Raw genomic sequence first — 23,156 nt, 5'->3', positions numbered from 1 at the left:
GCGGGCGGCTGACTCGCCGTCAGGGAACGGGAGTTGCCCGTGCATTGACAGGGACGGGCGGAGCCGGTTCAGTGGTCTAGTCCAACTCCCAGGGTGCGTGCCGGTGCGGCGGCATGCCCCGGGCCGGAAACCCCACGATCCGGCGGCCGGGAGGCGGGCGTCCCCCACACAGAGGCAGGAGCATCCCCACATGCACACTCCCCGAACGCCCAGAGGCAAGCGCCTGCTCGCCGCCGGAACCGCCTGGGCCGTCGCGGCCGCGGGCGCCGTCGCGATCAGCTTCGGACTGGCCGGGTCGGCCTCGGCCGGCGAGTTCCTGGTCAACGGCGGCCTGGAGACCGGCGCGCTCAACCCCTGGACCTGCAGCGGCTCCACCGGCAGCGTGGTCACCGGCCACGCCCACGGCGGCAGCTACGCGCTGGCCGGCGCGGCGAGCGCGGGCGACACCGCCCAGTGCACCCAGACCGTCGCCGTCGCCCCCAACACCACGTACACCCTCAGCGCCTACGTCAACGGCGCGTACGTCTACCTCGGCGTCAACGGCGGCACCTCCACCTGGACGCCCAGCACCGGCGGCGCCTACCAGAAGCTGTCCGTCAGCTTCACCACCGCCGCCACCCAGACCTCCGCCACCGTCTTCACCCACGGCTGGTACGGGCAGGGCACCTACTACGCGGACGACATCTCGCTGGACGGGCCGGGCGCGCCGAGTCCGTCCGCGTCGGTGTCCGCCTCGGCCTCGGCCTCCGCGTCCGCCAGTGCCAGTGCGAGCGCCAGTGCCAGTGCGAGTGCCAGTGCCAGCCCGTCGAGCTCGCCGACCACCCCGCCGCCCCCCGGGAGCCACGCGCTGGTCGGCTACCTGCACGCGAGCTTCGCCAACGGCGCCGGGTACCTGAAGATGGCGGACGTCCCCGACAGCTGGGACATCATCGACCTGGCCTTCGGCGAGCCCGACTCCATCACCTCCGGCACCATCCACTTCAACCGCTGCCCGGTCACCGAGTGCCCCGGCGTGGAGTCCGACGCCGACTTCAAGGCGGCGATCGCCGCCAAGCAGGCCAAGGGCAAGAAGGTGCTGCTGTCGATCGGCGGCCAGAACGGCGAGGTCCAGCTCACCACCACCGGCGCCCGCGACAACTTCGTCAACTCGGTGTCCGCGATCATCGACAAGTGGGGCCTGGACGGCCTCGACATCGACTTCGAGGGGCACTCGCTGTCGCTGGCCACCGGCGACAACGACTTCAAGAACCCGACCACGCCGGTGATCACCAACCTGATCTCGGCGGTGAAGACGCTCAAGGCCAAGTACGGCGCGAAGTTCCAGCTGACCATGGCGCCGGAGACCTTCTTCGTCCAGCTCGGCTACCAGTACTACGGCTCCGGCCCCTGGGGCGGCCAGGACCCGCGCGCCGGGGCGTTCCTGCCGGTCATCTACGGCCTGCGCGACGACCTGACGCTGCTTCACGTCCAGGACTACAACTCGGGCTCGATCATGGGTCTCGACAACCAGTACCACAACATGGGCGGCGCGGACTTCCACATCGCGATGACCGACATGCTGCTCACCGGCTTCCCGGTGGCCGGCAACACCGCCAACATGTTCCCGGCGCTCAAGCCCTCGCAGGTCGCGATCGGCATGCCCGCCAACACCTACGCCGGCAACGGCTACGTCGCCCCGGCCGTCGTCAACCAGGCCCTGGACTGCCTCACCAAGGGCACCAGCTGCGGCTCCTACGCCCCGCGGGCCGGCAAGCAGCCGAACCTGCGCGGGCTGATGACCTGGTCGATCAACTGGGACAACTACAACGGGAACGAGTTCTCGAAGAACTTCCACGGCTACTTCGGCTGAGCAGCCGCGCCACGCAACGGAGGCCGGCCGCCGCGAGGCGGCCGGCCTTCGCGCCGTGCGGCCGCCCGCGCCGGCCGGGGGTGGACGCAGGGGATCGCGGGGGCGGGGGCGGGTGCCTAGCCTGGGAGCAGGAGGTGGTGGTGATGCTGGGAGATGCGCCGCTGTACGCGGTGATTCCGGTGACCGACCTCGAACGGGGAAAGCGGTACTACCGGGACACGCTCGGGCTGGCTCTCGTGCGGGACGGGGCGGAGGAGGCCACGTTCCGGTGCGGGGACAGCGAGTTCGGTGTGTACGAGACGCCCTACGGAGGGCAGGCCGCTCACACGCTGGCCAGCTGGAAGGTCGCGGACCTGGACGCCGAGATGACCGAACTGCGCGGTCGCGGCGTGGTGTTCGAGGAGTACGACCTGCCGGGGCTGAAGACCGTGAACGGGGTCGCGGAGGACGACGGCATGCGCGCGGCGTGGTTCAAGGACCCGGACGGCAACGTGCTGTGCGTCAATGAGCGGCGCCCGGACTGAGCGGAGAACGCAGAAGGCCCCTCGCTTCCGCGAGGGGCCTTCGTACTGTCTGTGCGCCGCCAGGGACTCGAACCCCGGACCCGCTGATTAAGAGTCAGCTGCTCTAACCAACTGAGCTAGCGGCGCCTGCTGACGGAGAGAACATTACCTGGTCAGGCCCGGAAACACACAATCGGTCCGGTCGGGGCGGGAACGTATGCTGAAGCCGGCCGTCCGCTTCTGCCGAGAGGATCCTCCGTGGGCCAGCTGACACTGCTCTTCCTGGTGCTGCTCGCCTCGGTGGTGACGATGCCGCTGGCCCGGAAGACGCGGATCCCGCAACCGGTGCTGATGACCATGGTCGGCCTGGTGTTCGCACTGGTGCCGCAGATCCCGAACGTGGAGATCGACCCGGAGTTCATCCTGCCGCTGGTGCTGCCGCCGCTGATCTTCGCGGTCGCCCGGCGTTCCTCGGTGCGGTACTTCAAGGCGAACATCCGGTCGATCCTGCTGCTGGCCGTCGCGCTGGTGATCGTCACCACGACCGCCGTCGCGGGCACCTTCTCCTGGCTGGTGCCGGGCGTGCCGGTCGCCGCCGCGGTCGCGCTCGGCGCACTGGTCTCGCCGCCGGACCCGGTGGCCGCCGTCGCGGTGGCCGGCGAGGTGGGGCTGCCGCGCCGGCTGACCGCGGTGCTGGAGAGCGAGGGCCTGTTCAACGACGTCACCGCGATCGTCGTGTACTCGCTGGCGATCGAGGCAGTGGTCGACGGGGACCTGTCGGCCGGGCACGCGGTGCTGCGGTTCCTGCTGTCGGCGGTGGTCGCGGTGGTGGTCGGCATCGGGCTGGGCTGGGCGAACGCCAAGCTGGCCGGGCGGCTGGAGGACCCCACCCAGCAGGTGGCGCTGAATCTGCTGGTGCCGTTCGCCGCGTACACCCTGGCCGAGGAGGCGCACGGCTCCGGCGTGCTCGCCGTGGTGGTGTGCGCGCTGTACCTCGCGGACCGGGCGTCCGACGCCGACGACGTGTCGTTCCGGCTGGTCGGCAACGCGTTCTGGGAGATCGTCGAAACCCTGATCACCGGCGTCGCGTTCGGCCTGATCGGCCTGGAGCTCTCCACCGTGCTGCGGGACGTCAAGGACACCTGGCACACCATGATCGGCGACACCGCGATCGTCATCACCGTGGTGGTGCTGGTCCGGCTGCTGTGGCTGCTGCCCGCGGCGTGGCTGTCCAAGCGGGTCAGCAAGGGCGAGGAGGACACCCCGATCAGCTGGCGGGAGACCGTGGTGCTGTGGTGGTCCGGCATGCGCGGGGTCGCCACCGTCGCGCTGGCGCTCGGCATTCCGCTCGCACTGCACGACGGGCTGCCGTTCCCGGCCCGCAACGAGATCGTCTTCATCGCCTTCAGCGTCGTCCTGTTCACGCTGGTGGTGCAGGGCCTGACGCTCCCTTACGTGGTGAAGCTGCTCGGCCTGGACAGCGACCACGACGCGCACGAGCAGGCCGTCCGCGAGCTGTGGTGGCGGGCCGCCAAGGCCGGGCTGCACCGGCTGGCCGAGCTGGAGGAGGAGGACCAGCTGCCGCCGGAGATCACCGAGCGTCTGCGCGAGCGCCAGCACGACCGGCTGGCCCGGCTCTGCCCGGAGAAGTACGAGGAGGAGGAGGCGCTGGAGGCGAAGCGCCGCGGCAAGAAGTGGCGGCAGGCGTTCGCGGTCGAGCAGGAGATGATCGCCGCCTCCCGGCGCGAGGTGCTGGTCGCCCGCGGCGAGGCCGGCGCCGACCCGGAGATCGCGGACCGCGTGCTGCGGGCGCTCGACCTCCAGTCGGCCAGGAAGTGACGGTCCGTCGACCCCGGGGCGGATGTCCCGGCGGGGCGGCCGGCAGGGAATAGGGTTGGGGCGGGCAAGGCTGGCGATGGTGCCGGCTCGTGCACCGTACCCGCCGGCCCCAGCGCAACCCTCCCGCCGGAACCCGCCGGTATCTGCACCCGCATGACGCAAGGAGCAACCGATGTCGGACACCCCTGCCAACGGCCGCACCCCGTTGGACCGCACCCCGCAGTGGGCCGCGCTGGGGAAGCACCGGGCCGAGCTCGGCGACCAGCACCTGCGCGAGCTGTTCGCCGCCGACCCCGACCGGGGCACGCGCTACACGCTCCAGGTCGGCGACCTCTTCGTCGACTACTCGAAGCACCTGGTCACCGACCGCACCCTGGACCTGCTGCGCCAGCTCGCCGCCGCCACCGGCGTCGCCGAGCTGCGGGACGCGATGTTCCGCGGCGAGAAGATCAACAACACCGAGGACCGCGCCGTCCTGCACACCGCGCTGCGCGCCCCGCGCGGCGCCGTGATCGAGGTCGACGGGGAGAACGTCGTCCCCGCCGTGCACGCCGTGCTGGACAAGATGGCCGACTTCTCCGAGCGGGTCCGCTCGGGCGCCTGGACCGGCCACACCGGCAAGCGGATCCGCAACGTCGTCAACATCGGCATCGGCGGCTCCGACCTCGGCCCGGCGATGGCCTACGAGGTGCTCCGCTCGTACACCGACCGCGGGCTGACGGTCCGTTTCGTCTCCAACGTGGACGGCGCCGACCTGCACGAGGCGGTGCGCGACCTGGACGCCGCCGAGACGCTGTTCATCGTCGCCTCGAAGACCTTCACCACCATCGAGACCGTCACCAACGCGGTCGCCGCCCGCAGTTGGCTGCTGGAGCAGCTCGGCGCCGGCGAGGAGGCCGTCGCCAAGCACTTCGTGGCGCTGTCCACCAACGCGCAGGGCGTCGCCGACTTCGGCATCGACACCGCCAACATGTTCGAGTTCTGGGACTGGGTGGGCGGCCGCTACTCCTACGACTCGGCGATCGGCCTGTCGCTGATGATCGCGATCGGCTCCGAGCGCTTCCAGGAGATGCTGGCCGGCTTCCGGCTGGTCGACGAGCACTTCCGCACCGCGCCCGCCGAGCAGAACGTCCCGCTGCTGCTGGGCCTGCTCGGGGTCTGGTACGGCGCGTTCTTCGACGCCCAGGCGCACGCGGTGCTGCCGTACTCGCACTACCTGTCGAAGTTCACCGCGTACCTGCAGCAGCTCGACATGGAGTCCAACGGCAAGTCGGTGGACCGCGACGGCCGGCCCGTCGACTGGCAGACCGGCCCCGTGGTGTGGGGCACCCCCGGCACCAACGGGCAGCACGCGTACTACCAGCTGCTGCACCAGGGCACCAAGATGATCCCCGCCGACTTCCTGGGCTTCGCCCGGCCGGTGGACGACCTGCAGGCCGGCCTGGTCGCCCAGCACGACCTGCTGATGGCCAACTTCTTCGCGCAGACCCAGGCGCTGGCCTTCGGCAAGACCGCCGAGGAGGTCGCGGCCGAGGGCGTGCCCGCCGAGCTGGTCCCGCACAAGACCTTCCGCGGCAACCACCCGACCACCACGATCCTGGCCGACGAGCTCACCCCGCACGTGCTCGGCCAGCTGATCGCCCTCTACGAGCACAAGGTGTTCGTGCAGGGCGCGGTGTGGAACATCGACTCCTTCGACCAGTGGGGCGTCGAGCTCGGCAAGGTGCTCGCCAAGAAGATCGAGCCCGTCCTGCTGACCGGCGAGGGCGGCGAGGCGCTGGACTCCTCGACCGCGGCCCTGGTCGGCCGCTACCGCGAGCTGCGCGGCCGCCAGTAAGGCACGAACGGCGAGGGCCCCGGGGGAGTTCCCCCGGGGCCCTTCGCGTACCCCCGCGTCAGCGGATGCGGGACAGCAGCGAGTCGGCGTGCGCGGTGATCAGGGAGCGGGCCAGCGCGGCGTCCGGGACGGCGAGCGCGTCGGCCAGCGCCCGGTGCTCGGCGTGGTCCTCGGCGGCGTGCGCGCGGGTCGCGGTGGCGGCGGCGGAGATGCGTATCTGACGGTCCCACAGGGTCTCGTACAGGGAGGTCAGGACGGGGTTGCCGGCCGCCCGCAGCAGGGTCAGGTGGAACTCCCGGCCGGCCTCCACCGGGTGCTGGTCCGGGTGCTCGAAGGCGGCGCGCAGCTCGGCGGCGGCGGCCGTCAGCGCCTCCGGGCCGCGGGCGGCCAGGGCGTCGACCGCACCGTGCTCGAACAGCACCCGGGCGGCCAGCACGTCCCGGGCCTCGCCCGGGGCGATCGGGACGACCTGGGCGCCGCGCTTCGGGTACAGGCGCAGGAAGCCCTCCGACTGCAGGCGCAGGAACGCCTCCCGGACCGGGGTGCGGGACAGGCCCAGCTCGATCGCGACCACGCCCTCGGAGAGCAGCATGCCGCCCGGCCAGGTGCCGTCGAGCAGCCGGGTGCGGACGTGGTGGTAGGCCCGTTCGGCGGTGGACTGGCCGTCGGCGGCAGCGGGCTGCGCATCGGCGGCGGGGCTGGGCTGGGCGTCGGTCACGCCGCCATTCTGCCACGGCGTCCCACCTTGCATCTAAGCTTGCATCTATGATGCGGAGCATGCCTCCGAACGTGCCACGCCCCCGCACCGCCCTGTTCGTGACCTGCCTCAACGACACCCTGTTCCCCGGCACCGGCCGCGCCGCCGTCGCCCTGCTGCGCCGCCTCGGCGTCGAGGTCGACTTCCCGCCCGGGCAGAGCTGCTGCGGACAGATGCACTTCAACACCGGCTACCGGAAGCGGACCGCCGAACTGGCCCGGCACTTCGTGGACACCTTCGGCGACTACGAGGAGATCGTCGTCCCCTCGGCCTCCTGCGCCGGCATGCCCGCCGAGGCCTACCCGCTCGCCGCCGCCGGCGACCCCGGACTCGCCCGCGCCGTCGCCGAACTCGCGCCCCGCGTCGTCGAACTGACGGAGTACCTGACCGACCGGCTGGGCGTCGAGGAGGTCGGCGCGTACTTCCCGCACCGGGTCACCTACCACCCGACCTGCCACAGCCTGCGGGCCACCCGGCTCGGGGACCGCCCCTACCGGCTGCTGCGCGCCGTCCGCGGCATCGACTTCGTCGAACTGCCCGCCCAGGAGGAGTGCTGCGGCTTCGGCGGCACCTTCTCGGTGAAGAACCCCGCCGTCTCCGGCGCGATGAACGGCGACAAGGCCCGGCACGTGCTGGAGACCGGCGCGAGCGTCCTGGCCGCCGTCGACAACTCCTGCCTGATGAACATCGGCGGCCGGCTCGACCGGGACGGGCACCCGGTGCGCACCGTGCACCTCGTCGAGATCCTGGCCCGGACCGAACAGGACGGGCCGCTGCCCGGCGTCCCCGTGGTGGAGGAAGCACGATGACGAGGTCCTTCCTGGGCTGGCCCGCGTTCCCCGCGGCCGCCGAACGCGAGGTCGGCAACCGGCAGTTGAGGGAGAACGTGCGCCGCGCCACGCACACCATCCGCGGCAAGCGGGCAGTGCTCGCCGCCGAACGCCCCGACTGGGACGCACTGCGGGACTCCGCCGCCGCGATCAAGGACCAGGTGCTGGCCGACCTGGAGACCCAGCTGCTCCGGGCCGAGGAGAAGGTCACCGCCGCCGGCGGCACCGTCCACTGGGCCCGCGACGCCGCCGAGGCCAACCGGATCGTCACCGAGCTGGTCCGGGCCACCGGCGAGACCGAGATCGTCAAGGTCAAGTCGATGCTCACCGAGGAGATCGGCCTCGACGCCGCCCTCGAAGCCGCCGGGATCAACGCCCGCGAGACCGACCTCGCCGCCACCATCGTCCAGCTCGGCGACGACCTGCCCTCGCACGTCGTGGTGCCCGCCCTGCACCGCAACCGCAGCGAGATCCGCGACATCTTCGTCCGCGAGATGGGCCGCCACGGCCGCCCCGCCCCCGACGGCCTCACCGACGACCCCGCCGAACTCGCCGAAGCGGCCCGGCTGCACCTGCGGGAGAAGTTCCTCGGCGCGAAGGTCGCCGTCTCCGGCGCCAACTTCCTGGTCGCCGAGACCGGCACCCTGGTCGTCGTCGAATCCGAGGGCAACGGCCGGATGTGCCTCACCCTCGCCGACACCCTGATCTCCGTCGTCGGCATCGAGAAGACCGTCCCCAGCTGGCAGGACCTCGAAGTCTTCCTGCAACTCCTCGCCCGCAACGCCACCGGCGAACGGATGGCCCCCTACACCAGCACCTGGACCGGCACCACCGACGGCGACGGCCCCCGGACCTTCCACCTCGTCCTCGTCGACAACGGCCGCACCCGCGCCCTCGCCGACCCGACGGGCCGTCAGGCCCTGCGCTGCATCCGCTGTGGCGCCTGCATGAACACCTGCCCCGTCTACGAGCGCACCGGCGGCCACGCCTACGGCTCCGTCTACCCCGGCCCGATCGGCGCCATCCTCAACCCGCTGCTCAAGGGACTCGACGACCCGCAGACCGCCTCCCTGCCGTACGCCTCCACGCTGTGCGGCGCCTGCAACGAGGTCTGCCCCGTCCGGATCCGCTTCACCGACGTCCTGCTCGACCTCCGCGCCCAGGTCGCCGACGGCGGACAGCACCCCGTCGAACGCGCCGCGCTCGGCGCCGTCGGCGGAGTGATGGCCCATCAGGCCGCCTGGAAGGCCGCGGTGAAGACCGCCACCACGGCCGGCCCGCTGCTGCCCCGGCGCATCAAACTGCCCGGCGCGCTCGGCGGCTGGACCGACAGCCGCACCCTCCCCGCCATCCCCAAGGAGTCCTTCCGAGGCTGGTGGAAGCGGACCCAAGGAGACACCAAGTGACCGACGCCCGCACCGAGATCCTCCGCCGGATCCGCGCCGCCGCCGTCCCGCCCGCGGCCGCCCCGCCCCGGCACTACCTGCGCCACGCCCCCGGCCTCGCCGAGGACGACCGCCCCGCCGTCCTCGCCCTGTTCGCCGAACGGCTCGCCGAGTACGGCGCCACCGTGCTGCCCGCCGAGGACCCCGCCACCGCCGTCGCGGAAGCACTCGGGGACGCGCGCACCGCGGTCGTCCCCGCCGGCCTGCCCGCGGAGTGGACCGCCCGCTGGGACGGCGAGGCGCGCAGCGACCGGCCGCCGCTCACCCACGCCCGACTCGACGCCACCGACGCCGTCCTGACGACCTGTGCCGCCGCCGTCGCCGACTCCGGCACCCTGATCCTCGACGGCGGACCCGGCCAGGGCCGGCGCGCCGCCACCCTGCTGCCCGACCTGCACGTGTGCGTGGTCCGCGCCGCCCAGGTCCACTCCGCGCTGCCCGGCGCGCTCGCCGGACTCGACCCCCGCCGGCCGCTCACCTTCGTCAGCGGGCCGTCCGCCACCGCCGACATCGAGATGATCCGGGTCAAGGGCGTCCACGGGCCGCGTCGGCTCGCCGTGGTCCTGCTGCCCTGACCGCGGGTTCAGCCCTCCGGGGTCGGCGCCGCCGAGGCCGTCGGCCCCGCCGGGCGCGGCGCCGGACCGTGCTGCGCCGTGTACACCAGCCCGAACCCCAGGCCGGCCGCCAGCGTCACCGCCCCCGTCCACGCCAGCAGCCGCTTCAACCGCCGCTCCAGCCCCTCCCGCCGGTGCGCGCGCAACGCGGCCGCCTCGGCCTCGGCGAGCTCGGCGTCGAGCCAGGCGGCCCAGTCGGAATGCAGGTCGTCGGACGCCATGACCCGGAGATTAGCAGCCCTTTACGCACATCCGACCGAGCCCCGAGGAGCCCCGCGCCGACCTGCGAGGACCGGACCGGCGAGGACCCGGGCGGAGAACGACGAAGGCCCCCCGCTCGCGCGAGGGGCCTTCGACTGTCTGTGCGCCGCCAGGGACTCGAACCCCGGACCCGCTGATTAAGAGTCAGCTGCTCTAACCAACTGAGCTAGCGGCGCTTGCTGACGTGGAAAACTGTAGCAGCGGCCGGGGCCGGAGCCAAAATCCGTTCCGGCCGGAGGGTCGCGCGGCGGGCACCCGGGGTTCAGCGGGTGTTCGGCCGGGGGTCGCCGGACTCGCGGGCGGGGCGGCCGCGGGCGGCGCGGACGCAGGCCCAGAGCAGCACCGAGGCGCCCGGCAGCCAGGGCTCGCGGGTGTCGGGGGCGACGATCCAGCGGCCGGCGGCGCTGTCGGCGGCGTCCACGGCGCGCTGCACCGGGGGCACCGTCACCGCGTCGCCGATGCCGTGGCAGAGCAGCGGCGGAACGTCCCGGGCCCACTCCTCCCAGGCCAGCAGGGTGCGCAGGCGGGCCGCCGTGCCCGGCTGCGCGAACAGCAGGGTGCGGCCGCGGAAGGTGGCCACCGGGCCGCAGCCCGGCCCGGACGCCCACAGCTCGTCGAGCACCCGGCGGCCGAACACCGCCGGCAGGCTGATCACGTCGAACACCCGGCCGCACGGGAGGACGGCCGGCACCCACGGGCGGGCCTCCCACAGCGCGCGCATGCTGCTCGGGTACTCGCTGGCGGAGGCCAGCCACGCCTCCCCGGCGACGCTGACGTACTCGACGGATTGATAGGTCCAGATGTCCACCCGTCCAGCCTGGACCGGGCGCGCCCGGGGCCGCGCAGAAAACCGCGTTCACCGGACACCGGCGGCGGCGAGAGCGTACCATCGCCCGCCGCATATGCCAGAGGCCTGGCGGGCCCGCTCCCCGGGCCTACTCCTCCGGGCCGCGGCGCTGAAGGGAGCGGCCGTACTCGACCATCTTCATCGCGTAGTCGGGCGTCCACTCCGCGCGCTCGGCGATCTGCTCGGCGGACAGCGCGTCGAAGCGGCGCGGATCGGCGAGCTGGGCCGCGGCGATCGCCTGGAAGTCCGTCGCGCGCTCCGCCGCGGCGCGGAACGCCAGCGCCAACTCGGTGGAGCGGGACAGCAGTTCGCCCGCATCGGCGATCGACTCCAGGTCGAAGAAGCGCTCCGGCTCGGGCTCCTGGCCCTCCGGCTCGAAGATCAGCTGGGCCGGGCGGATCCGACGCCCCCGATCGCCAGGCCCCGGCACGGCGGCCGGCACCGGCGCACCGCTCTGGTCGGACGCCTGCGGGTGCGAGTCGGGCATGGCGGGGCACCTCCGGGGTGGTGAAAGGGATGACGGCCGGCGTCCATTGTCGCGCGCGGACCGCAACCAGCGGAACGGTGTGCCCACGGTCGCTATTCCCCACCACCGGCGCGCAGCACCCGCCGCGCGCCGGTGGGGCGCGTCACGCCAGCCGCACCCGGTGCTCGGACAGCCGCGCCAGCACCGCGTGGTTCGCCTCCCAGCCGTCCGGGAACTTCACCGCCACGCCCAGCTGCACCGGCTCCGTCGACGGATGCTCGTCCAGCAGCTCCGCGATGCCCGCCCGGGCCACCACGATGCACGCGTGCCGGTGCCGCGAGGCCAGCACGCACAGCCGGCCCGTCTCCAGGTGGAACGCCGTCGCGTCCGGCCGCCCCGACAGCGGGTGCAGCACCACCGTGACGTCGTACTCCCGGCCCTGCAGCCGGTTCGCGGTGTCCACCGTCACCGCCTCGCCCAGCGCCGGATCCACCGGCACCCCGAGCCGCGCCAGCTCCGCCCGCACCGCCGCCGCCTGGTCCCGGTGCGCCGTCCCCACCGCCACCCGGCCCGCCGTCAACCGCGCCGAACCCTGCTCCGAGACCGCCGTCAACTCCCGCTCCAGCAGCCGCTGCACGGTCCTCGCCACCGCCGCCACCGCCTGCGCGTCGGTGCGCACCGTGTGCCGGGCCGGCAGCTCCAGCAGCGCCCAACCGCTGCCCGCCGCCTCGTCGATCGCCGCGTCCACCGCCGAACCGTCCGACCGCACCCCCGGGTGCAGCGTCCGCTCGCCCGGGCCGGTGCCCGACCGGAACGGCGTGTACGGGTAGAACGCCGAGGAGATCAGCGGCGCCGCCGACGCCGGCAGCCGCCAGGACACCGGCAGCCGGTGCGGCCGGATCGACGGATTGTGCGCCAGCAGCGTCACCACCGCCGAGCTCGACGGGTCGTACGACAGGCCCGCCCACTGGTCGGTGCCCACCACCGTGAACGGGTCCAACTGCCCCGGGTCGCCGACGAACAGCGCCCGCTCGAACAGCCGAGCCACCGCCAGCAGCGCGTCCGAACGCATCTGGTACGCCTCGTCGACGATCGCCTGCCGCCACGGCTGCTCGGCCTTCACCCACTGCCACTTCGCCGCCGTGGAGATCACCACGTCCAGCTCCAGCAGGTCCGCGACCTTGTCCTTCGCCGTCACGTTCGCGTGCCGCAGCGCCTCCGGGGCGGGCCGCGAATCGCTCGCGTGCAGCCGGCCGATCGAGACGTCCGGGGCCTTCGACGCCAGCCGGTCCACCAGGTCGTCCACCTGGCTGTTGGTCTGCGCGACGATCATCAGCCGCTCGCCCGCGCCCACCAGCTCCCGGGCCGCCCGCACCACCAGCGTCGACTTGCCCGCACCCGGCGGCGAATCCACCACCACCCCGCGCGGGGCGCCCGGACGCGGCCGCACCACCGCGTCCAGAATGCCCGCCACGGCCCGGTCGGCGGCCTCGCCGGGCGACAACGCGCCCGAGTCCAGCGCGTCCTGAGGGTCGGTCACCAGCTCTCCCGAGAAGCTCATCCGCAGGTCATTCCCACTCGTCCGTACCGGCCGATGAATCCTCGCCGACCAGCGGCGGGCCGCCGTGCGTCCACGGAGTGTCCGCCGGATCCGGCAGCGGCGCCGACTGACGAGCCGTCAGCTCGAACAGCGTGAACACCACCTCGCTGCCCACCTCCGGCACACTGCCCGGCTCCGGATCCTTCCGCCGGCCCATCCCCGACAGCAGCCGCACCACCACCTCGCCCGGCTCCGCCGAGACGATCTCCGCCCGCTGCGCCGGCTCCGCGTGCGCCCGGTACACCTCGCGGCCCGGATCGGCGTGCGGACGGTCCCCCGTGCGCACCACCAGCAGCGGACGCGGCTTCGGCGAACGGCCCTCGGACCACTCCGGCACCACGTCCACCACCTCGCCCGCGAACGCCTCGCCCGCGAGCCGGCGCTCCGCCATCGCCAGCGGATCGTCCAACGCCTCCTGGATCTCCAGCTTCGCCTGCTCCCGCTCCCGCTGCGCCAGCTTGCGGGCCGCCGTCACCGCGTCGTCCCGGCGCGGCTGCGGCGGCTCGCCCGCCGCCACCCGGTCCCGGTGCATGGTGAACGACCAGCGGTCGCCCTCCCAGCGGTCCGGCAGATGACCAGCCGCCGGCAGCCCGCGCAGCAGGTCGACGCCCTGCCACACGTCGTGCCAGGTCGGCAGCGTCGCCGCCAGCAGCACCCGGGACAGCTCGGCCCGGGCCTGCTCCACCAGCCCCGCCGCCCGGCGCGACTCCGCCGCGTCCCGCGCCGCCTCGGCCCGCTCCCACACCGCGACCGCCGCGTCGTGCCGCAGGATCGCCGGGGCCAGCACCTTCTCGTCGAAGGTCGGATCCGTCGCCGGACCGGCCGGCGGACAGGCCGGCAGGCCCTCCGCGTCGCGCTCCGACTCCACCCACTCCGCCGCCGCCGCACCCGTCACGGCCGGCTCCAGACCGGGCGGCGGACGGTGCCAGGCCAGCCGGGCCGCCAGGTGCTGGTCCTCCAGATTCGACTGCCCCGTCGCCCAGTGCCGCGCCAGCAGGCCCGTCATCGCCAGCAGCATCGACGAACCCGGCACCTGCGCCCGGTCCGTCAGATGCGTCAACCACCGCCCCAGCAGCGGGACCTGGGTCGGCGCCGGGTACTCGCCCGGATCCGGGTCCTCCGCCGTGCGGCGGAACCGGGTGGAGCGGCCCAGCAGCGCCAGGTGCGACACCCCCGCCGCGTTCGGCACGATCAGCTGCGGCGCGTCCGCGCACAACTCCCGCACCACCGGCACCTTCTCGCCGCTCACCGGGTCCTTCTCCGAACCCTCCAGCAGCTCCACCTGCTCGCCGAACGACTCCAGGTACGGCACCACGTCCGCCGCCACCGCCGCCAGGAAGTCCGAACGCTGCGTGCGGTTCAGCGGCTGCGGCACCAGGTGCAGCCGCGGCGCCTCCCGGTCGGTGCCCAGCAGCACCGCCAGCGGCGCGCCCGCCTCGCCCGCCGCCGCCAACGGCACCAGCACCATCGGACGCTCCGACAGGTGGCGGTGCCGCACCGTCGCCAGCGGCTCCGCGCGCTGCCCGCGCACCGCCTCCAGCCGCGCCAGCGTGGACAGCAGACTCACCGCAGGCCCCGACCGCCAGCGCCTCCGCCCGCAGCCGCGCCGCGTACGCCAGCCGCTCGGAGGCCTCGTCCAGGCCCAACTCGGCCAGCAGCGACGGCTCCAGGCTCTCCGCCGCGCCCCGCTCGGCCGCCGCCAGCGCCGCCTCCACGGTGCGCAGCGAACCCAGCTCGCCGCGCACCCCGCGGCCCAACTGCTCCACCGCGCCCGAGCAGCGGGCCTGCGCCCGGCAGTGGAAGCCCAGCTCGCAGGTCGAGATGCACTCCGGGCCGTACGCGGCCGGCACCGCCGCCACCGCCTCCGTCAACTCCTCCACCGGACGGGTCGGCGCCCCCGAGTCGTCCCGCGCCAGGTCGAAGGTCACCCCCTCCGGCAGCGCCGCGAGCAACTGCTCCACCCTGGTCATCCGGGACAACTGCCGCCGCGTGGTGGACAGTTCGCGCCGCACGTCGACCGGCACCGCGACCGGACGGTTGGAGAAGTCCTTCGGGCAGACCAGCAGCACCGTCAACTCCGGCGCACCTGGCAGCTCCTGGACCGCGTACGGGTCCGCGGAGGGCTCGCGGCCGGCCAGCCGGGCCGCCGCCTCCTGCAACGCCAGCACGTACACCGCGGCCTGCCGGGCCGCCGCACCGACCTTCGCCGGATCGGCCGAACCGTCCAGCACCGGAAAGGACTTGATCTCCACCACGGTGCACCGGCCGCCGTGCACCACCAGGCCGTCCGGCTCCAGGTACGCCGGGCTGCCCGCCACGTCGAGGCGCAGCATCGGACGGTCCAGCAGCGTCCACGCCACCGGATCGGCACAGGCCTCGGCCAGCGCCGCCAGCGTCCGCTCGGTGCGCACCGCGGGGGACTGCGAGGGCAGCAGGTCCGGCACCCCGAGCGAGGCGACCTCCTCCTCCGGCACCCCCAGCATCCGGCGCAGCGGCTCCAGCAGCACCGCGTAGCCGTCCCGCTTCAGCCGGGACTCGAACTGCAGGCCGCGGCGGATCGCGAACGGCGACTGGCCGAACGGTGCGGGGCGGCCCAGCCGCTGGGCCAGCGCCGTCTTGTCCACCCCCGCGGCGTCCAGCAGCGCGCGACGGCGGCATCCGGGATTGGCGGCGAGAGCGGCGAGGGCCCGGGCGTCGAGGCTGCGCTGCGGCGCGGGGCCGCGCAGCTCGGAGAGCCGCCGCAGCGGCGGGGAAGCCTGCCCCAAGTGCGAGACGTTCATGGTGCGGCCCAGTCTCGCATCCGACGCCGACAAAGCGGAGCCCGCCGCTCGATCCGGCCCGCCCGGTGCGGGATCATGGGCCCGCGGCCCCGACGACGCGGCCCGTGCCCGCCCCGTCGGCACGTCGTGAAGTACCGTCGAGACCTTCGGGACCTTCGAGCCCCCAACGAACATCGAACGAGGTAGACCCCCATGCCCGCCCGTATCGTGCTGGTCCGCCACGGCGAGACCTCCTGGTCGGCCACCGGCCGGCACACCGGCCGCACCGACGTCCCGCTCACCGACGAGGGCCGCGCCATGGCCCGCGCCCTCGGCGAGCGCCTCGGCCGCGCCCCGTGGAACGGCCTGCCCGACGCCACGGTGTACACCAGCCCGCTCTCGCGCGCCCGCGACACCGCCGAACTCGCCGGCTTCGGCGACCGCGCGATCGACCGCCCCGAACTGCTGGAGTGGGACTACGGCCAGTACGAGGGCCGGACCGGCGCCGAGATCCGCGCCACCGACCAGCCCGGCTGGCTGATCTGGCGCGACGGCGTCCCCGGCGGCGAGAAGCTCTCCGAGGTCTGCGCCCGGGTCGACGGCTTCCTCGCCGAACTCAACGAGCGCCACGGCGTCCCCGAGCCCGGCACCACCACGATGAACTGCGCCGACTGCGAGGTCGTGGTGTTCGCCCACGGCCACCTGCTGCGCATCCTCACCGCCCGCTGGCTCGGCCTCGCCCCCGAGTACGCGCAGCGCTTCAAGCTCGGCACCGCCGCGCTCTCCGTGCTGTCCTGGGAGTACGGGCTGCCCGCCGTCGAGATCTGGAACGACCACAGCCACCTCGACCGGCTCTGACCCGCTCGGTGCACCTGACGGCGCCGTCGTACCGCCGGGGTTGACGGCGGGTCAGGCCGCCACGACGTCGTCGTAGCCGTCCAGGAACTCCCGCACCTCCGGCACGGCCGCGTGCCCGCGCAGGCGGTCCGCGGTGTGCGCGAGCATGCCGCGGATCCGCGCCGAGCGGACCTGCCCCAGCAGCTCCACCACCGCCGAGCCCTGCGCGGCCGCGCCCGCCAGGTCGCCCCGGCCCAGCCGGTCGTGCGCCAACTCGGCGGTGTACAGCGCCCGGTTGCGGACGAAGTGCGGCCGCTGCAGGTTCACCGCCTGCTCGGCCCGGGCGCTCGCCCGCTCCCACTCGCCGAGCGCCGACCAGCACTGCGCCTCCTGGCCGGCGAGCTCCGCCTCCCCGAAGAAGGACATCCACTCCGGGTCGGCGTCCCGCGGGCCGCGGTCGAACAGCGCGTACGCCCGGGCCAGCGCCCGCCGGCAGCCGCCCCGATCGCCGAGCAGCGCCCAGCCGCCCGCCTCGCGCAGCGACAGCAGGGACAGCAGCCGGTCCGAACCCAGCCCGGCGGCCGCGGCCTGCCCGGCCTGCGCGGCGCGCAGGGCCTCCCGGGGCGCCCGGCGTCCCGGGCGAGGAAGGCGCTGTTGCTGAACACGTGCGCCTCCAGGCCGGCGTCCTGGGCCATCCGGGCGGTCGCCAGCGCCTCCGAGTAGAACGACCTGGCGTCCATCAGCCGGTTCGAGTCGTGCGCCAACCAGCCGACGGAGATGGCGAGTTCGCCCGCGCCGCACTGGAGCCGGCGCTCGGTGGCGGCGTTGTACTCGCCGTCGTTGAGCAACACGTAGGCGCTGCGCAGGGACTGCCCGGCCAGCTCGAACAGGGCGTCCGCGCCGTGCGCGTCGTCCAGCAGCCGAATGTCGCGGACCGCCTGCTCGACGCTGCGGAGCTCGGCCGCGCCGACCCGGCGGCGCTCCGGCTGGGGCGGGGCCGCGGGCAGCGGCGGAAGGTCCATGCCGAGCGCGGCCGCCACCGCGGCGGGACCGCCGTTCAGGAACGTACGGCGAAGCACGTCGTCGTTCTCCTCGTCAGACCGATGCGCCGGGTCCGGCGGGCCCGCCGGGGTGGCGGGTCCGGCGGCCGGATCGGTGGATGGGTGCGTGGTCGGTCGGGCCGCCGGGCCGGCGGCCGGTGTCGTCGGCCCGGCCGCCGGTTCGGCGGACCCCGGGCGGCGGAGGACCGTCTTGCGCGCGGCGAACCCGAGGTCCGCCAAGGACTTCTCCGGCCACATGTGCCGGAACACCCGCTGGTAGGCGTAGTTGGGGCAGCGGATCTCGCCGGCCTCCACCCGCCCGACGTAGCGCGCGTCGCACGACACGTGCTCGCCGATCTCCCGGGCGGCCCGGCGCACCAGCGTGGCGAACTCCCGCGGGGAGAGGTTGCCGCGCAGCTCGCGCATCGCCTGGTTGGGGACGGCCGCCGGGCGGGGCCCGCCGGTTCGCGTGGCTGCCATGGTGCACTCCGAAGTCGTACCGGGCGGTCGCGCCGACCTCTGGGTGAGGGCCGCCGCGTCGCCACGACAGTACCCGTAGTCACTCGGCGTACACGGCGAGTTGTCGGGAGAAGATGGGTCAATTGCGGACAATGCGGACGCAGTTGCCGTGTTCCGCCACGAAATGCCATGGCTTGCCGTATCGGAAGCCGTGGCCTGAACGAGGGGTTGCGCGTTGTCCTGATACATGGACACCGGCGGTACGGGCCCCCTCCCGTGCCGGCCCCCCGTTGCCCAACCAGGCGCCGGAGCACCGTCCGGCGTCCGCGCGACCCGAGGTGACAGGAGGTCCCCCATGGCCACCGGAGTTCCCCAGTACCGGCGTCCGACCGTCCAGGCCGTGCTGCCGGGCTCCGCGGTGCTGCCCGTTCCGCCGGCCGTCTCCGCCTGCACCGGCGCCGGCCCGGGCGGCGTGGTCGGGAGGGTCGCGCAGTACGACACGGTGACGGTTCCGGTCCGGCACGGCCTGGAGGCGGTCGACATCCTGCGGCTCCGGCGGGCCTGCGGGGCCGTCCAGCAGACCTCCGGCGGCTCCGCGATCGCCTTCCTCGTCCCGCCCGGCACCGCGCTGCGCTGGCACCTGCCCGGCTCCACCTGTACCTCCGGCGCCGACCTGCTGCCGCCCACCGACCCGCGCTGGATCATCCCGCCCTCCGGCCCGCAGCACTGCACCCGCCCCACCGACGCCTGGGTGCTCCGCTCGGCGCTCTGCGAAGCCGCCACCACCCTCACCGCGGGCGGCCTCGGGCCGCTCTGAGCGGAACCCGTGCAAAACGCCTTTTCCTCCCTGACGAGCACTCATACAGTGTGCTGCACACGACAGTTGGGGGAGGGGTCGGGTGTCTCAGAACAATCCTGGACCGGTGCCGTCGAAGCCGCCGGTACCGCCGATGCCGACGTTCCGGCCGGGGCAGGTCGAAGTCCGGGTCGAGCGGCAACTGCTGTGGATCGGGCAGGCCGCGTACCCGCTGCACAACATCGCCCGGGTGTTCCCGGTGGTCCTCTACCCGCGGAGCGCCGAGGCCTTCGCCCGGTTCGGCCGCCGGGTCGGGATCACCCTGGTGTCCGCGTTCCTGGTGGTCGGCGTCGGGCAGCTGTCCATCGCGACCACCAGCAGCAGGTCGACCAGGTCGGACACCTCGTCCGCGTTCACCCAGTTCGTGGTCTCGGTCGCGGTGGTCGCCCTGATCCTGTACGTCGTCGAGCTGCTCCGGGTGGTGCTGCAGAAGCCGCAGCACGTGGTCGCCATCGAGACCAACGGCTCCTCGGTCGCCCTGATCACCGCCGCCGACGCCGAGCGCCGCCGCGCCCTGACCGAGTACATCGCCGCCGCCGTCGACAACCCGCAGAGCAGCCTGCTGCTGCACGTGGACACCCTGGCGGTCAACCCGGCGAACTACTACTTCGGCGACACCGTCAACGTCCACGGCACCGGCAACGTCGGAAGGATCAGCACATGAGCGGCGAGCAGCACTTCTACCTGGGCAACGTCACCAACGTCAGCGGCAGCGGCAACATCGGCTCGGTCAACTTCGGCGCCGCCGCGCAGCCCGGCCCCGAACAGCTCGCACTGCTCCGGGCCCTGCTCGCCGACCTGCGCCGGCACGTCCCGGCGGCGGACGCCCAGCAGCTGGACGAGACGCTCAGCGACCTCGACCCGGCGGGCGGCCCGGCCGGGGAGACCGCCGAGCAGCGGGGGCGCGGCTGAACCGGGCGCTGGAGACCGCGCGGCGGGTCGCCGAGACGGCGCGCAGCCTCGGGCCCGGCGTGGTCGAGCTCGCCAACCGGATCATCGGGATGGCGTCGGGAGGCTGAGGGCGACCGGCCGGGGGGCGCGTGGGGCGCCGTGGGTGCGCGGGCGCTGTGGGGCGCGGGCGTACTGCGGGGTGCGGTCGAGGGGGCGTGCGGCCGTCCGTGATCGGGTTTCGGGTGATCATCGGATAATGGGCGTATGGGCCGCTCACGTACCACCCCGCCCCCGCCGTCCCCGGCCGCGCGCACACCGAGGGCCCGCTGACCGCGACCGTCGCCTCCGGCACCGCCGAACTGCGCCCCGACCGCGACCGGCCGCACGGCTGGCAGCTCGTCCTCGACGGCGCCCCGCAGTCGCTGGTCGACCTCGCCGACCCCACCCACCTCGGCTTCGAGTACCAGCGCCGGATCGGCCACCTGATCGACCTCGCCGCCCCCGCCCGGCAGCCCGTCTCGGTGCTCCACCTCGGCGGCGGCGCGCTCACCCTGGCCCGGTACACCGCCGCCACCCGGCCGCGCTCGCGCCAGCAGGTCGCCGAGATCGACACCGCGCTCACCGAACTCGTGCGCACCGAGCTCCCGTTGGACCGCAGCTGGCAGATCCGGGTCCGCGGCGGCGACGCCCGCGCCGTCCTCGACCGGACCCCCGAAGGCTCCACCGACCTGGTGATCGCCGACGTCTTCGCCGGCGCCCGGGTCCCCGCGCACTGCGCCACCGTCGAGTTCGTCCGCCTCGCCGCCCGGGCTCTCACCGGCACCGGCCGCTACACCGCCAACATCACCGACGGCGGCCAACTCGCCTTCGCCCGCGCCCAGGCCGCGACCCTGCTGGCCGTCTTCCCCGAGGTCTGCCTGATCGCCGACCCCGCGGTGCTGCGCGGCAAGCGCTTCGGCAACCTCGTCCTGGCCGCCGCGCACACGCCGCTGCCGCTCACCGACCTGACCCGCCGGCTGGCCGCCGACCCGGCCCAGGCCCGGCTGCTGCACGGCCGCGACCTCGCCGACTTCACGGCCGGTGCCGGCCCCGTCCCGGATGCCCGCGCCGTCCAGTCCCCGGCCCCGCCGCCGAAGGCCTTCGACTGAGCTGCTGACGTTCCGTCGGAGAAGCGGCCTCCCGCGGTCAGTGGCCGCCCGGGAGGCCGCGGTGCTTGTAGGCGGCGGCAGCGGTGAGGAGCAGGCCCGCGGCGATGGGGAGGAGGACGGCGAGCGTGGAGTCGTTGTCCTCGGGGCGGGTGGGGGAGGCCGTGAGGGCGAGCGGGGAGCCGTCGCTGCCGGAGGCGGTGCCGGGCGGCGGGGGGACGAGGGTGACGGTGTCGATCCGCTGACGGGAGGGGAGCGGGGCGGGATCGTCGGCGGGCCGGGGCGCGGGCACCCGGTTCGCCGGTTCCTCGGGGCGGCCCTCGGCGGGGCCGGAGCGGGAGGCACGGCCGGCCTCGTCGGCGCGGGCCTGCGGGGGGACGGTGGAGAGCAGCCGGGCGGCGATCGCGAAGGCGTCGGGGCCGGAGTGCTGGCCGGGGAGCGGGAGTTCGCCGGCGCCGAGGTGCTGCTGCAGGACGGTGCCGAGTTCGCCGACCGCGCCGTCCAGCGCGGGAGCGGTGCCGCCGAGCAGTCCGCCCCGGTCGGCGGGGGCGGCGGGAACGGCCGGACAGAGCGAGCGGATGCGGGGGGCGGGGCCGGCCCGACCGGGGTCGGTGGCGTACGCGTCGCCGGTGCCGAGGACCAGGCCCAGCAGCTGGGCGGCGAGCAGTCCGCTCGCCGCCAGTGCCCCGGGCAGGCCCCGCCGGGGGGTGTCCGAACGTCGCGGCCGCTTGGGGTGGTTGGTTCGCACACCAGGGGAGAACGAGCGAGACTCCCCGCAGTCACGCTCGTCACTCACACTCCGTCACATCGGCCGGTGATGCAGGGGGTTCACGCGAGCCCCCCGCGCCGGATCACCTCCGCGTACCAGCGGGCGCTGGCCTTGGGAGTGCGCTGCTGGGTCTCGTAGTCGACGTGCACGATGCCGAAGCGCTTGCCGTAGCCGTACGCCCACTCGAAGTTGTCCATCAGCGACCAGAGGTAGTAGCCGCGGACGTCCGCCCCGGCGGCGATCGCTTCGGCCACCGCCTCCAGGTGCAGCTTGACGTAGCGGATCCGCTCCGGATCGTCGACCTGGCCGTCCGGGCCGACCACGTCCTCGAAGGCGGCGCCGTTCTCGGTGACCATCAGCGGCAGGCCGAAGTCGCGGTGCATGCCGATCAGCGAGTCGGACAGGCCGGTGGCGTCGATCGGCCAGCCCATCGCGGTGACGTCGTCGTTGGCGAGGTGGAAGACCACGTCCTCGGAGCCCGGCCAGCAGCTGAACTCGCTGTCGCCGTGGCCGTCGTTGCGGGCGGCCTCCGCCGTCTCGGTGTCGCCGCGCGGGGCCGAAACGACCGTCGGGTTGTAGTAGTTGAGGCCGAGCAGGTCGATCGGCCGGCCGATCTCCGCCTCGTCGCCGGGGCGGACCAGCTCGTCCCAGTCGACGATGCCGGCGGTGTCGGCCTTCAGGTCCGCCGGGTAGCCGCCCTTGAACATCGGGCCGGTCCAGATCCGGTTGCCGACCGCCTCGATCCGGCGGGCCGCCTCGCGGTCCTGGTCGGTGTCGGTGAGCGGGCGGACCAGGTGCAGGTTGAGCGAGACCGCGATCTTCGCGGAGGCGGGCAGCACCTCGCGCAGCGTGCCGACGGCCAGGCCGTGGCCGAGGTTGAGGTGGTGCGCGGCCTTGAGCGAGTCGGCGGCGCTGGTCCGGCCGGGGGCGTGGACGCCGGAGCCGTAGCCCAGGAAGGCGCTGCACCAGGGCTCGTTGAGGGTGGTCCAGACCGGCACCCGGTCGCCGAGCGCGCGGGCGGCGAGCGCCGCGTAGTCCGCGAAGCGGTAGGCGGTCTCGCGGACCGGCCAGCCGCCGGCCTCCTCCAGGTCCTGCGGGAGGTCCCAGTGGTAGAGGGTGGCGACCGGCGAGATGTCGTGTTCGAGCAGGGTGTCGACCAGGGCGCGGTAGAAGTCGAGCCCGCGTTCGACGGCGGGGCCGCGGCCGGTCGGCTGGATCCGCGGCCAGGAGATCGAGAACCGGTACGAGGTGAGGCCGAGGTCGGCCATCATCCGGACGTCCTCGCGGAAGCGGTGGTAGTGGTCCACGGCGACGTCGCCGTGGTCGCCGTTCAGGACCTTCCCGGGGGTGTGGCTGAAGGTGTCCCAGATCGAGGGGGTGCGGCCGTCCTCGGCGGCGGCGCCCTCGATCTGGTAGGCGGCGGTGGCCGCGCCCCAGGCGAAGCCGGGCGGGAAGGCGCCCGGGGGCCGCCGCGGCGTTGTGGGCGGCGATGGTCGGATCGGTCATGGTCATACGGGAGCGCTCCCATGGCTGAGGAGTGGACAGGGCGGGG

Annotated in this window: 20 protein-coding genes, 2 tRNA genes and 2 pseudogenes; 12 read left to right on the top strand and 12 right to left on the bottom strand. The window is 74.0% G+C overall.

The features are described from left to right. Positions 1–190 precede the first annotated feature (190 nt). Together KCH_RS13560 and KCH_RS13555 are read left to right on the top strand one after the other, a co-directional pair. Complete coding sequence (locus tag KCH_RS13560) at positions 191–1,849, top strand: chitinase (RefSeq protein WP_035862972.1); 1,659 nt, start codon at positions 191–193, stop codon at positions 1,847–1,849. Positions 1,850–1,992: 143 nt separating this feature from the next. Continuing rightward, positions 1,993–2,373, top strand: a complete 381-nt coding sequence (locus KCH_RS13555; RefSeq protein WP_035871922.1) for a VOC family protein — start codon at positions 1,993–1,995, stop codon at positions 2,371–2,373. A gap of 52 nt (positions 2,374–2,425) precedes the next feature. Here the strand turns inward: KCH_RS13555 and KCH_RS13550 are convergent. Then, a tRNA-Lys gene (locus KCH_RS13550) sits at positions 2,426–2,499 on the bottom strand. A gap of 111 nt (positions 2,500–2,610) precedes the next feature. On the opposite strand from KCH_RS13550, the gene KCH_RS13545 reads away from it, so the two are divergent. Further along, positions 2,611–4,191: a Na+/H+ antiporter gene (locus tag KCH_RS13545; RefSeq protein WP_035862969.1), complete on the top strand. Its 1,581-nt coding sequence runs from the start codon at positions 2,611–2,613 to the stop codon at positions 4,189–4,191. A gap of 172 nt (positions 4,192–4,363) precedes the next feature. Further along, the gene (pgi, locus tag KCH_RS13540; protein ID WP_035862967.1) at positions 4,364–6,028 is read left to right on the top strand and encodes a glucose-6-phosphate isomerase; all 1,665 of its coding nucleotides are present in this window, start codon (positions 4,364–4,366) and stop codon (positions 6,026–6,028) included. Between the two features lie 58 nt (positions 6,029–6,086). On the opposite strand, the gene KCH_RS13535 is transcribed toward pgi, so the two are convergent. Further along, positions 6,087–6,746 (bottom strand): GntR family transcriptional regulator, encoded by a 660-nt coding sequence (locus KCH_RS13535; protein WP_244305323.1) that lies wholly within the window; start codon positions 6,744–6,746, stop codon positions 6,087–6,089. Positions 6,747–6,805: 59 nt separating this feature from the next. Here KCH_RS13535 and KCH_RS13530 point away from each other — a divergent pair, with 59 nt between their 5' ends. From KCH_RS13530 to KCH_RS13520, 3 genes are read left to right on the top strand one after another with little or no spacing between them, the layout of a single operon-like run. Continuing rightward, complete coding sequence (locus tag KCH_RS13530; RefSeq protein WP_035862966.1) at positions 6,806–7,594, top strand: (Fe-S)-binding protein; 789 nt, start codon at positions 6,806–6,808, stop codon at positions 7,592–7,594. Next, positions 7,591–9,021, top strand: a complete 1,431-nt coding sequence (locus KCH_RS13525; RefSeq protein ID WP_035862965.1) for a lactate utilization protein B — start codon at positions 7,591–7,593, stop codon at positions 9,019–9,021. The genes KCH_RS13530 and KCH_RS13525 overlap by 4 nt, the downstream gene beginning before the upstream one ends. Beyond that, positions 9,018–9,635, top strand: a complete 618-nt coding sequence (locus KCH_RS13520) for a LutC/YkgG family protein (RefSeq protein WP_035862962.1) — start codon at positions 9,018–9,020, stop codon at positions 9,633–9,635. The genes KCH_RS13525 and KCH_RS13520 overlap by 4 nt, the downstream gene beginning before the upstream one ends. 8 nt (positions 9,636–9,643) lie before the next feature. On the opposite strand, the gene KCH_RS13515 is transcribed toward KCH_RS13520, so the two are convergent. The 7 genes and pseudogenes from KCH_RS13515 to KCH_RS44380 form a co-directional block, all read right to left on the bottom strand. After that, a complete protein-coding gene (locus KCH_RS13515) occupies positions 9,644–9,895 on the bottom strand; it encodes a hypothetical protein (protein ID WP_035862958.1) in 252 nt (83 codons plus the stop codon). A gap of 142 nt (positions 9,896–10,037) precedes the next feature. Next, a tRNA-Lys gene (locus KCH_RS13510) sits at positions 10,038–10,111 on the bottom strand. A gap of 86 nt (positions 10,112–10,197) precedes the next feature. Then, positions 10,198–10,743 (bottom strand): bifunctional DNA primase/polymerase, encoded by a 546-nt coding sequence (locus tag KCH_RS13505; protein WP_051653035.1) that lies wholly within the window; start codon positions 10,741–10,743, stop codon positions 10,198–10,200. A 127-nt stretch (positions 10,744–10,870) separates the two neighbouring features. Beyond that, entirely contained in the window at positions 10,871–11,269 is a 399-nt protein-coding gene (locus KCH_RS13500; protein WP_244305321.1) for a hypothetical protein, read from the bottom strand. Positions 11,270–11,411: 142 nt separating this feature from the next. Beyond that, entirely contained in the window at positions 11,412–12,809 is a 1,398-nt protein-coding gene (locus KCH_RS13495; RefSeq protein WP_051653034.1) for an AAA domain-containing protein, read from the bottom strand. Positions 12,810–12,816: 7 nt separating this feature from the next. After that, on the bottom strand, positions 12,817–14,415 hold the full coding sequence (locus KCH_RS13490; RefSeq protein ID WP_035862956.1) for a membrane protein: 1,599 nt from the start codon (positions 14,413–14,415) through the stop codon (positions 12,817–12,819). 13 nt (positions 14,416–14,428) lie between these two features. Next, positions 14,429–15,628 (bottom strand): annotated as a pseudogene (locus KCH_RS44380) (hypothetical protein); the annotation flags it as partial. A gap of 192 nt (positions 15,629–15,820) precedes the next feature. Between KCH_RS44380 and KCH_RS13480 the strand changes: the two are divergent. Beyond that, a complete protein-coding gene (locus KCH_RS13480) occupies positions 15,821–16,465 on the top strand; it encodes a histidine phosphatase family protein (RefSeq protein WP_035862947.1) in 645 nt (214 codons plus the stop codon). Between the two features lie 51 nt (positions 16,466–16,516). On the opposite strand, the pseudogene KCH_RS13475 reads toward KCH_RS13480, so the two are convergent. Further along, positions 16,517–17,964, bottom strand: a pseudogene (locus tag KCH_RS13475) (NsdA family TPR-like regulatory protein). A 334-nt stretch (positions 17,965–18,298) separates the two neighbouring features. On the opposite strand from KCH_RS13475, the gene KCH_RS13470 reads away from it, so the two are divergent. The 4 genes from KCH_RS13470 to KCH_RS13455 all read left to right on the top strand — a co-directional run bounded on the left by KCH_RS13470 (position 18,299) and on the right by KCH_RS13455 (position 20,838). Continuing rightward, entirely contained in the window at positions 18,299–18,760 is a 462-nt protein-coding gene (locus KCH_RS13470) for a hypothetical protein (protein ID WP_244305319.1), read from the top strand. A gap of 133 nt (positions 18,761–18,893) precedes the next feature. Next, positions 18,894–19,463, top strand: a complete 570-nt coding sequence (locus tag KCH_RS13465; protein WP_051653033.1) for a DUF6232 family protein — start codon at positions 18,894–18,896, stop codon at positions 19,461–19,463. After that, positions 19,460–19,711, top strand: coding sequence for a hypothetical protein (locus KCH_RS13460; RefSeq protein WP_035862939.1), 252 nt, complete (start codon positions 19,460–19,462; stop codon positions 19,709–19,711). The genes KCH_RS13465 and KCH_RS13460 overlap by 4 nt, the downstream gene beginning before the upstream one ends. 305 nt (positions 19,712–20,016) lie before the next feature. Further along, positions 20,017–20,838 carry a spermidine synthase gene (locus KCH_RS13455; RefSeq protein ID WP_051653032.1) on the top strand — a complete coding sequence of 274 codons (822 nt, stop codon included), beginning with the start codon at positions 20,017–20,019 and terminating at the stop codon, positions 20,836–20,838. Between the two features lie 37 nt (positions 20,839–20,875). Here the strand turns inward: KCH_RS13455 and KCH_RS13450 are convergent, their stop codons facing one another. Further along, entirely contained in the window at positions 20,876–21,583 is a 708-nt protein-coding gene (locus KCH_RS13450; protein ID WP_035862937.1) for a hypothetical protein, read from the bottom strand. Positions 21,584–21,663: 80 nt separating this feature from the next. Beyond that, a complete protein-coding gene (locus KCH_RS13445; RefSeq protein WP_035862935.1) occupies positions 21,664–23,103 on the bottom strand; it encodes a GH1 family beta-glucosidase in 1,440 nt (479 codons plus the stop codon). Between the last annotated feature and the right edge of the window lie 53 nt (positions 23,104–23,156).

This window comes from Kitasatospora cheerisanensis KCTC 2395 (assembly GCF_000696185.1).
Taxonomy (GTDB): Bacteria; Actinomycetota; Actinomycetes; order Streptomycetales; family Streptomycetaceae; genus Kitasatospora; species Kitasatospora cheerisanensis.
Note: the sequence above shows the minus strand (reverse complement) of the source record. Positions and strands in the feature narration are given on the sequence as shown.

Excerpts from the sequence above, each read along its gene's own strand:
- KCH_RS13560 (WP_035862972.1), top strand. The coding sequence starts at position 191 with ATGCACACTCCCCGAACGCCCAGAGGCAAGCGCCTGCTCGCCGCCGGA.
- KCH_RS13555 (WP_035871922.1), top strand. The coding sequence starts at position 1,993 with ATGCTGGGAGATGCGCCGCTGTACGCGGTGATTCCGGTGACCGACCTC.
- pgi (WP_035862967.1), top strand. The coding sequence starts at position 4,364 with ATGTCGGACACCCCTGCCAACGGCCGCACCCCGTTGGACCGCACCCCG.
- KCH_RS13530 (WP_035862966.1), top strand. The coding sequence starts at position 6,806 with ATGCCTCCGAACGTGCCACGCCCCCGCACCGCCCTGTTCGTGACCTGC.
- KCH_RS13525 (WP_035862965.1), top strand. The coding sequence starts at position 7,591 with ATGACGAGGTCCTTCCTGGGCTGGCCCGCGTTCCCCGCGGCCGCCGAA.
- KCH_RS13515 (WP_035862958.1), bottom strand. The coding sequence starts at position 9,895 with ATGGCGTCCGACGACCTGCATTCCGACTGGGCCGCCTGGCTCGACGCC.
- KCH_RS13500 (WP_244305321.1), bottom strand. The coding sequence starts at position 11,269 with ATGCCCGACTCGCACCCGCAGGCGTCCGACCAGAGCGGTGCGCCGGTG.
- KCH_RS13495 (WP_051653034.1), bottom strand. The coding sequence starts at position 12,809 with ATGAGCTTCTCGGGAGAGCTGGTGACCGACCCTCAGGACGCGCTGGAC.
- KCH_RS13480 (WP_035862947.1), top strand. The coding sequence starts at position 15,821 with ATGCCCGCCCGTATCGTGCTGGTCCGCCACGGCGAGACCTCCTGGTCG.
- KCH_RS13470 (WP_244305319.1), top strand. The coding sequence starts at position 18,299 with ATGGCCACCGGAGTTCCCCAGTACCGGCGTCCGACCGTCCAGGCCGTG.
- KCH_RS13465 (WP_051653033.1), top strand. The coding sequence starts at position 18,894 with ATGCCGACGTTCCGGCCGGGGCAGGTCGAAGTCCGGGTCGAGCGGCAA.
- KCH_RS13460 (WP_035862939.1), top strand. The coding sequence starts at position 19,460 with ATGAGCGGCGAGCAGCACTTCTACCTGGGCAACGTCACCAACGTCAGC.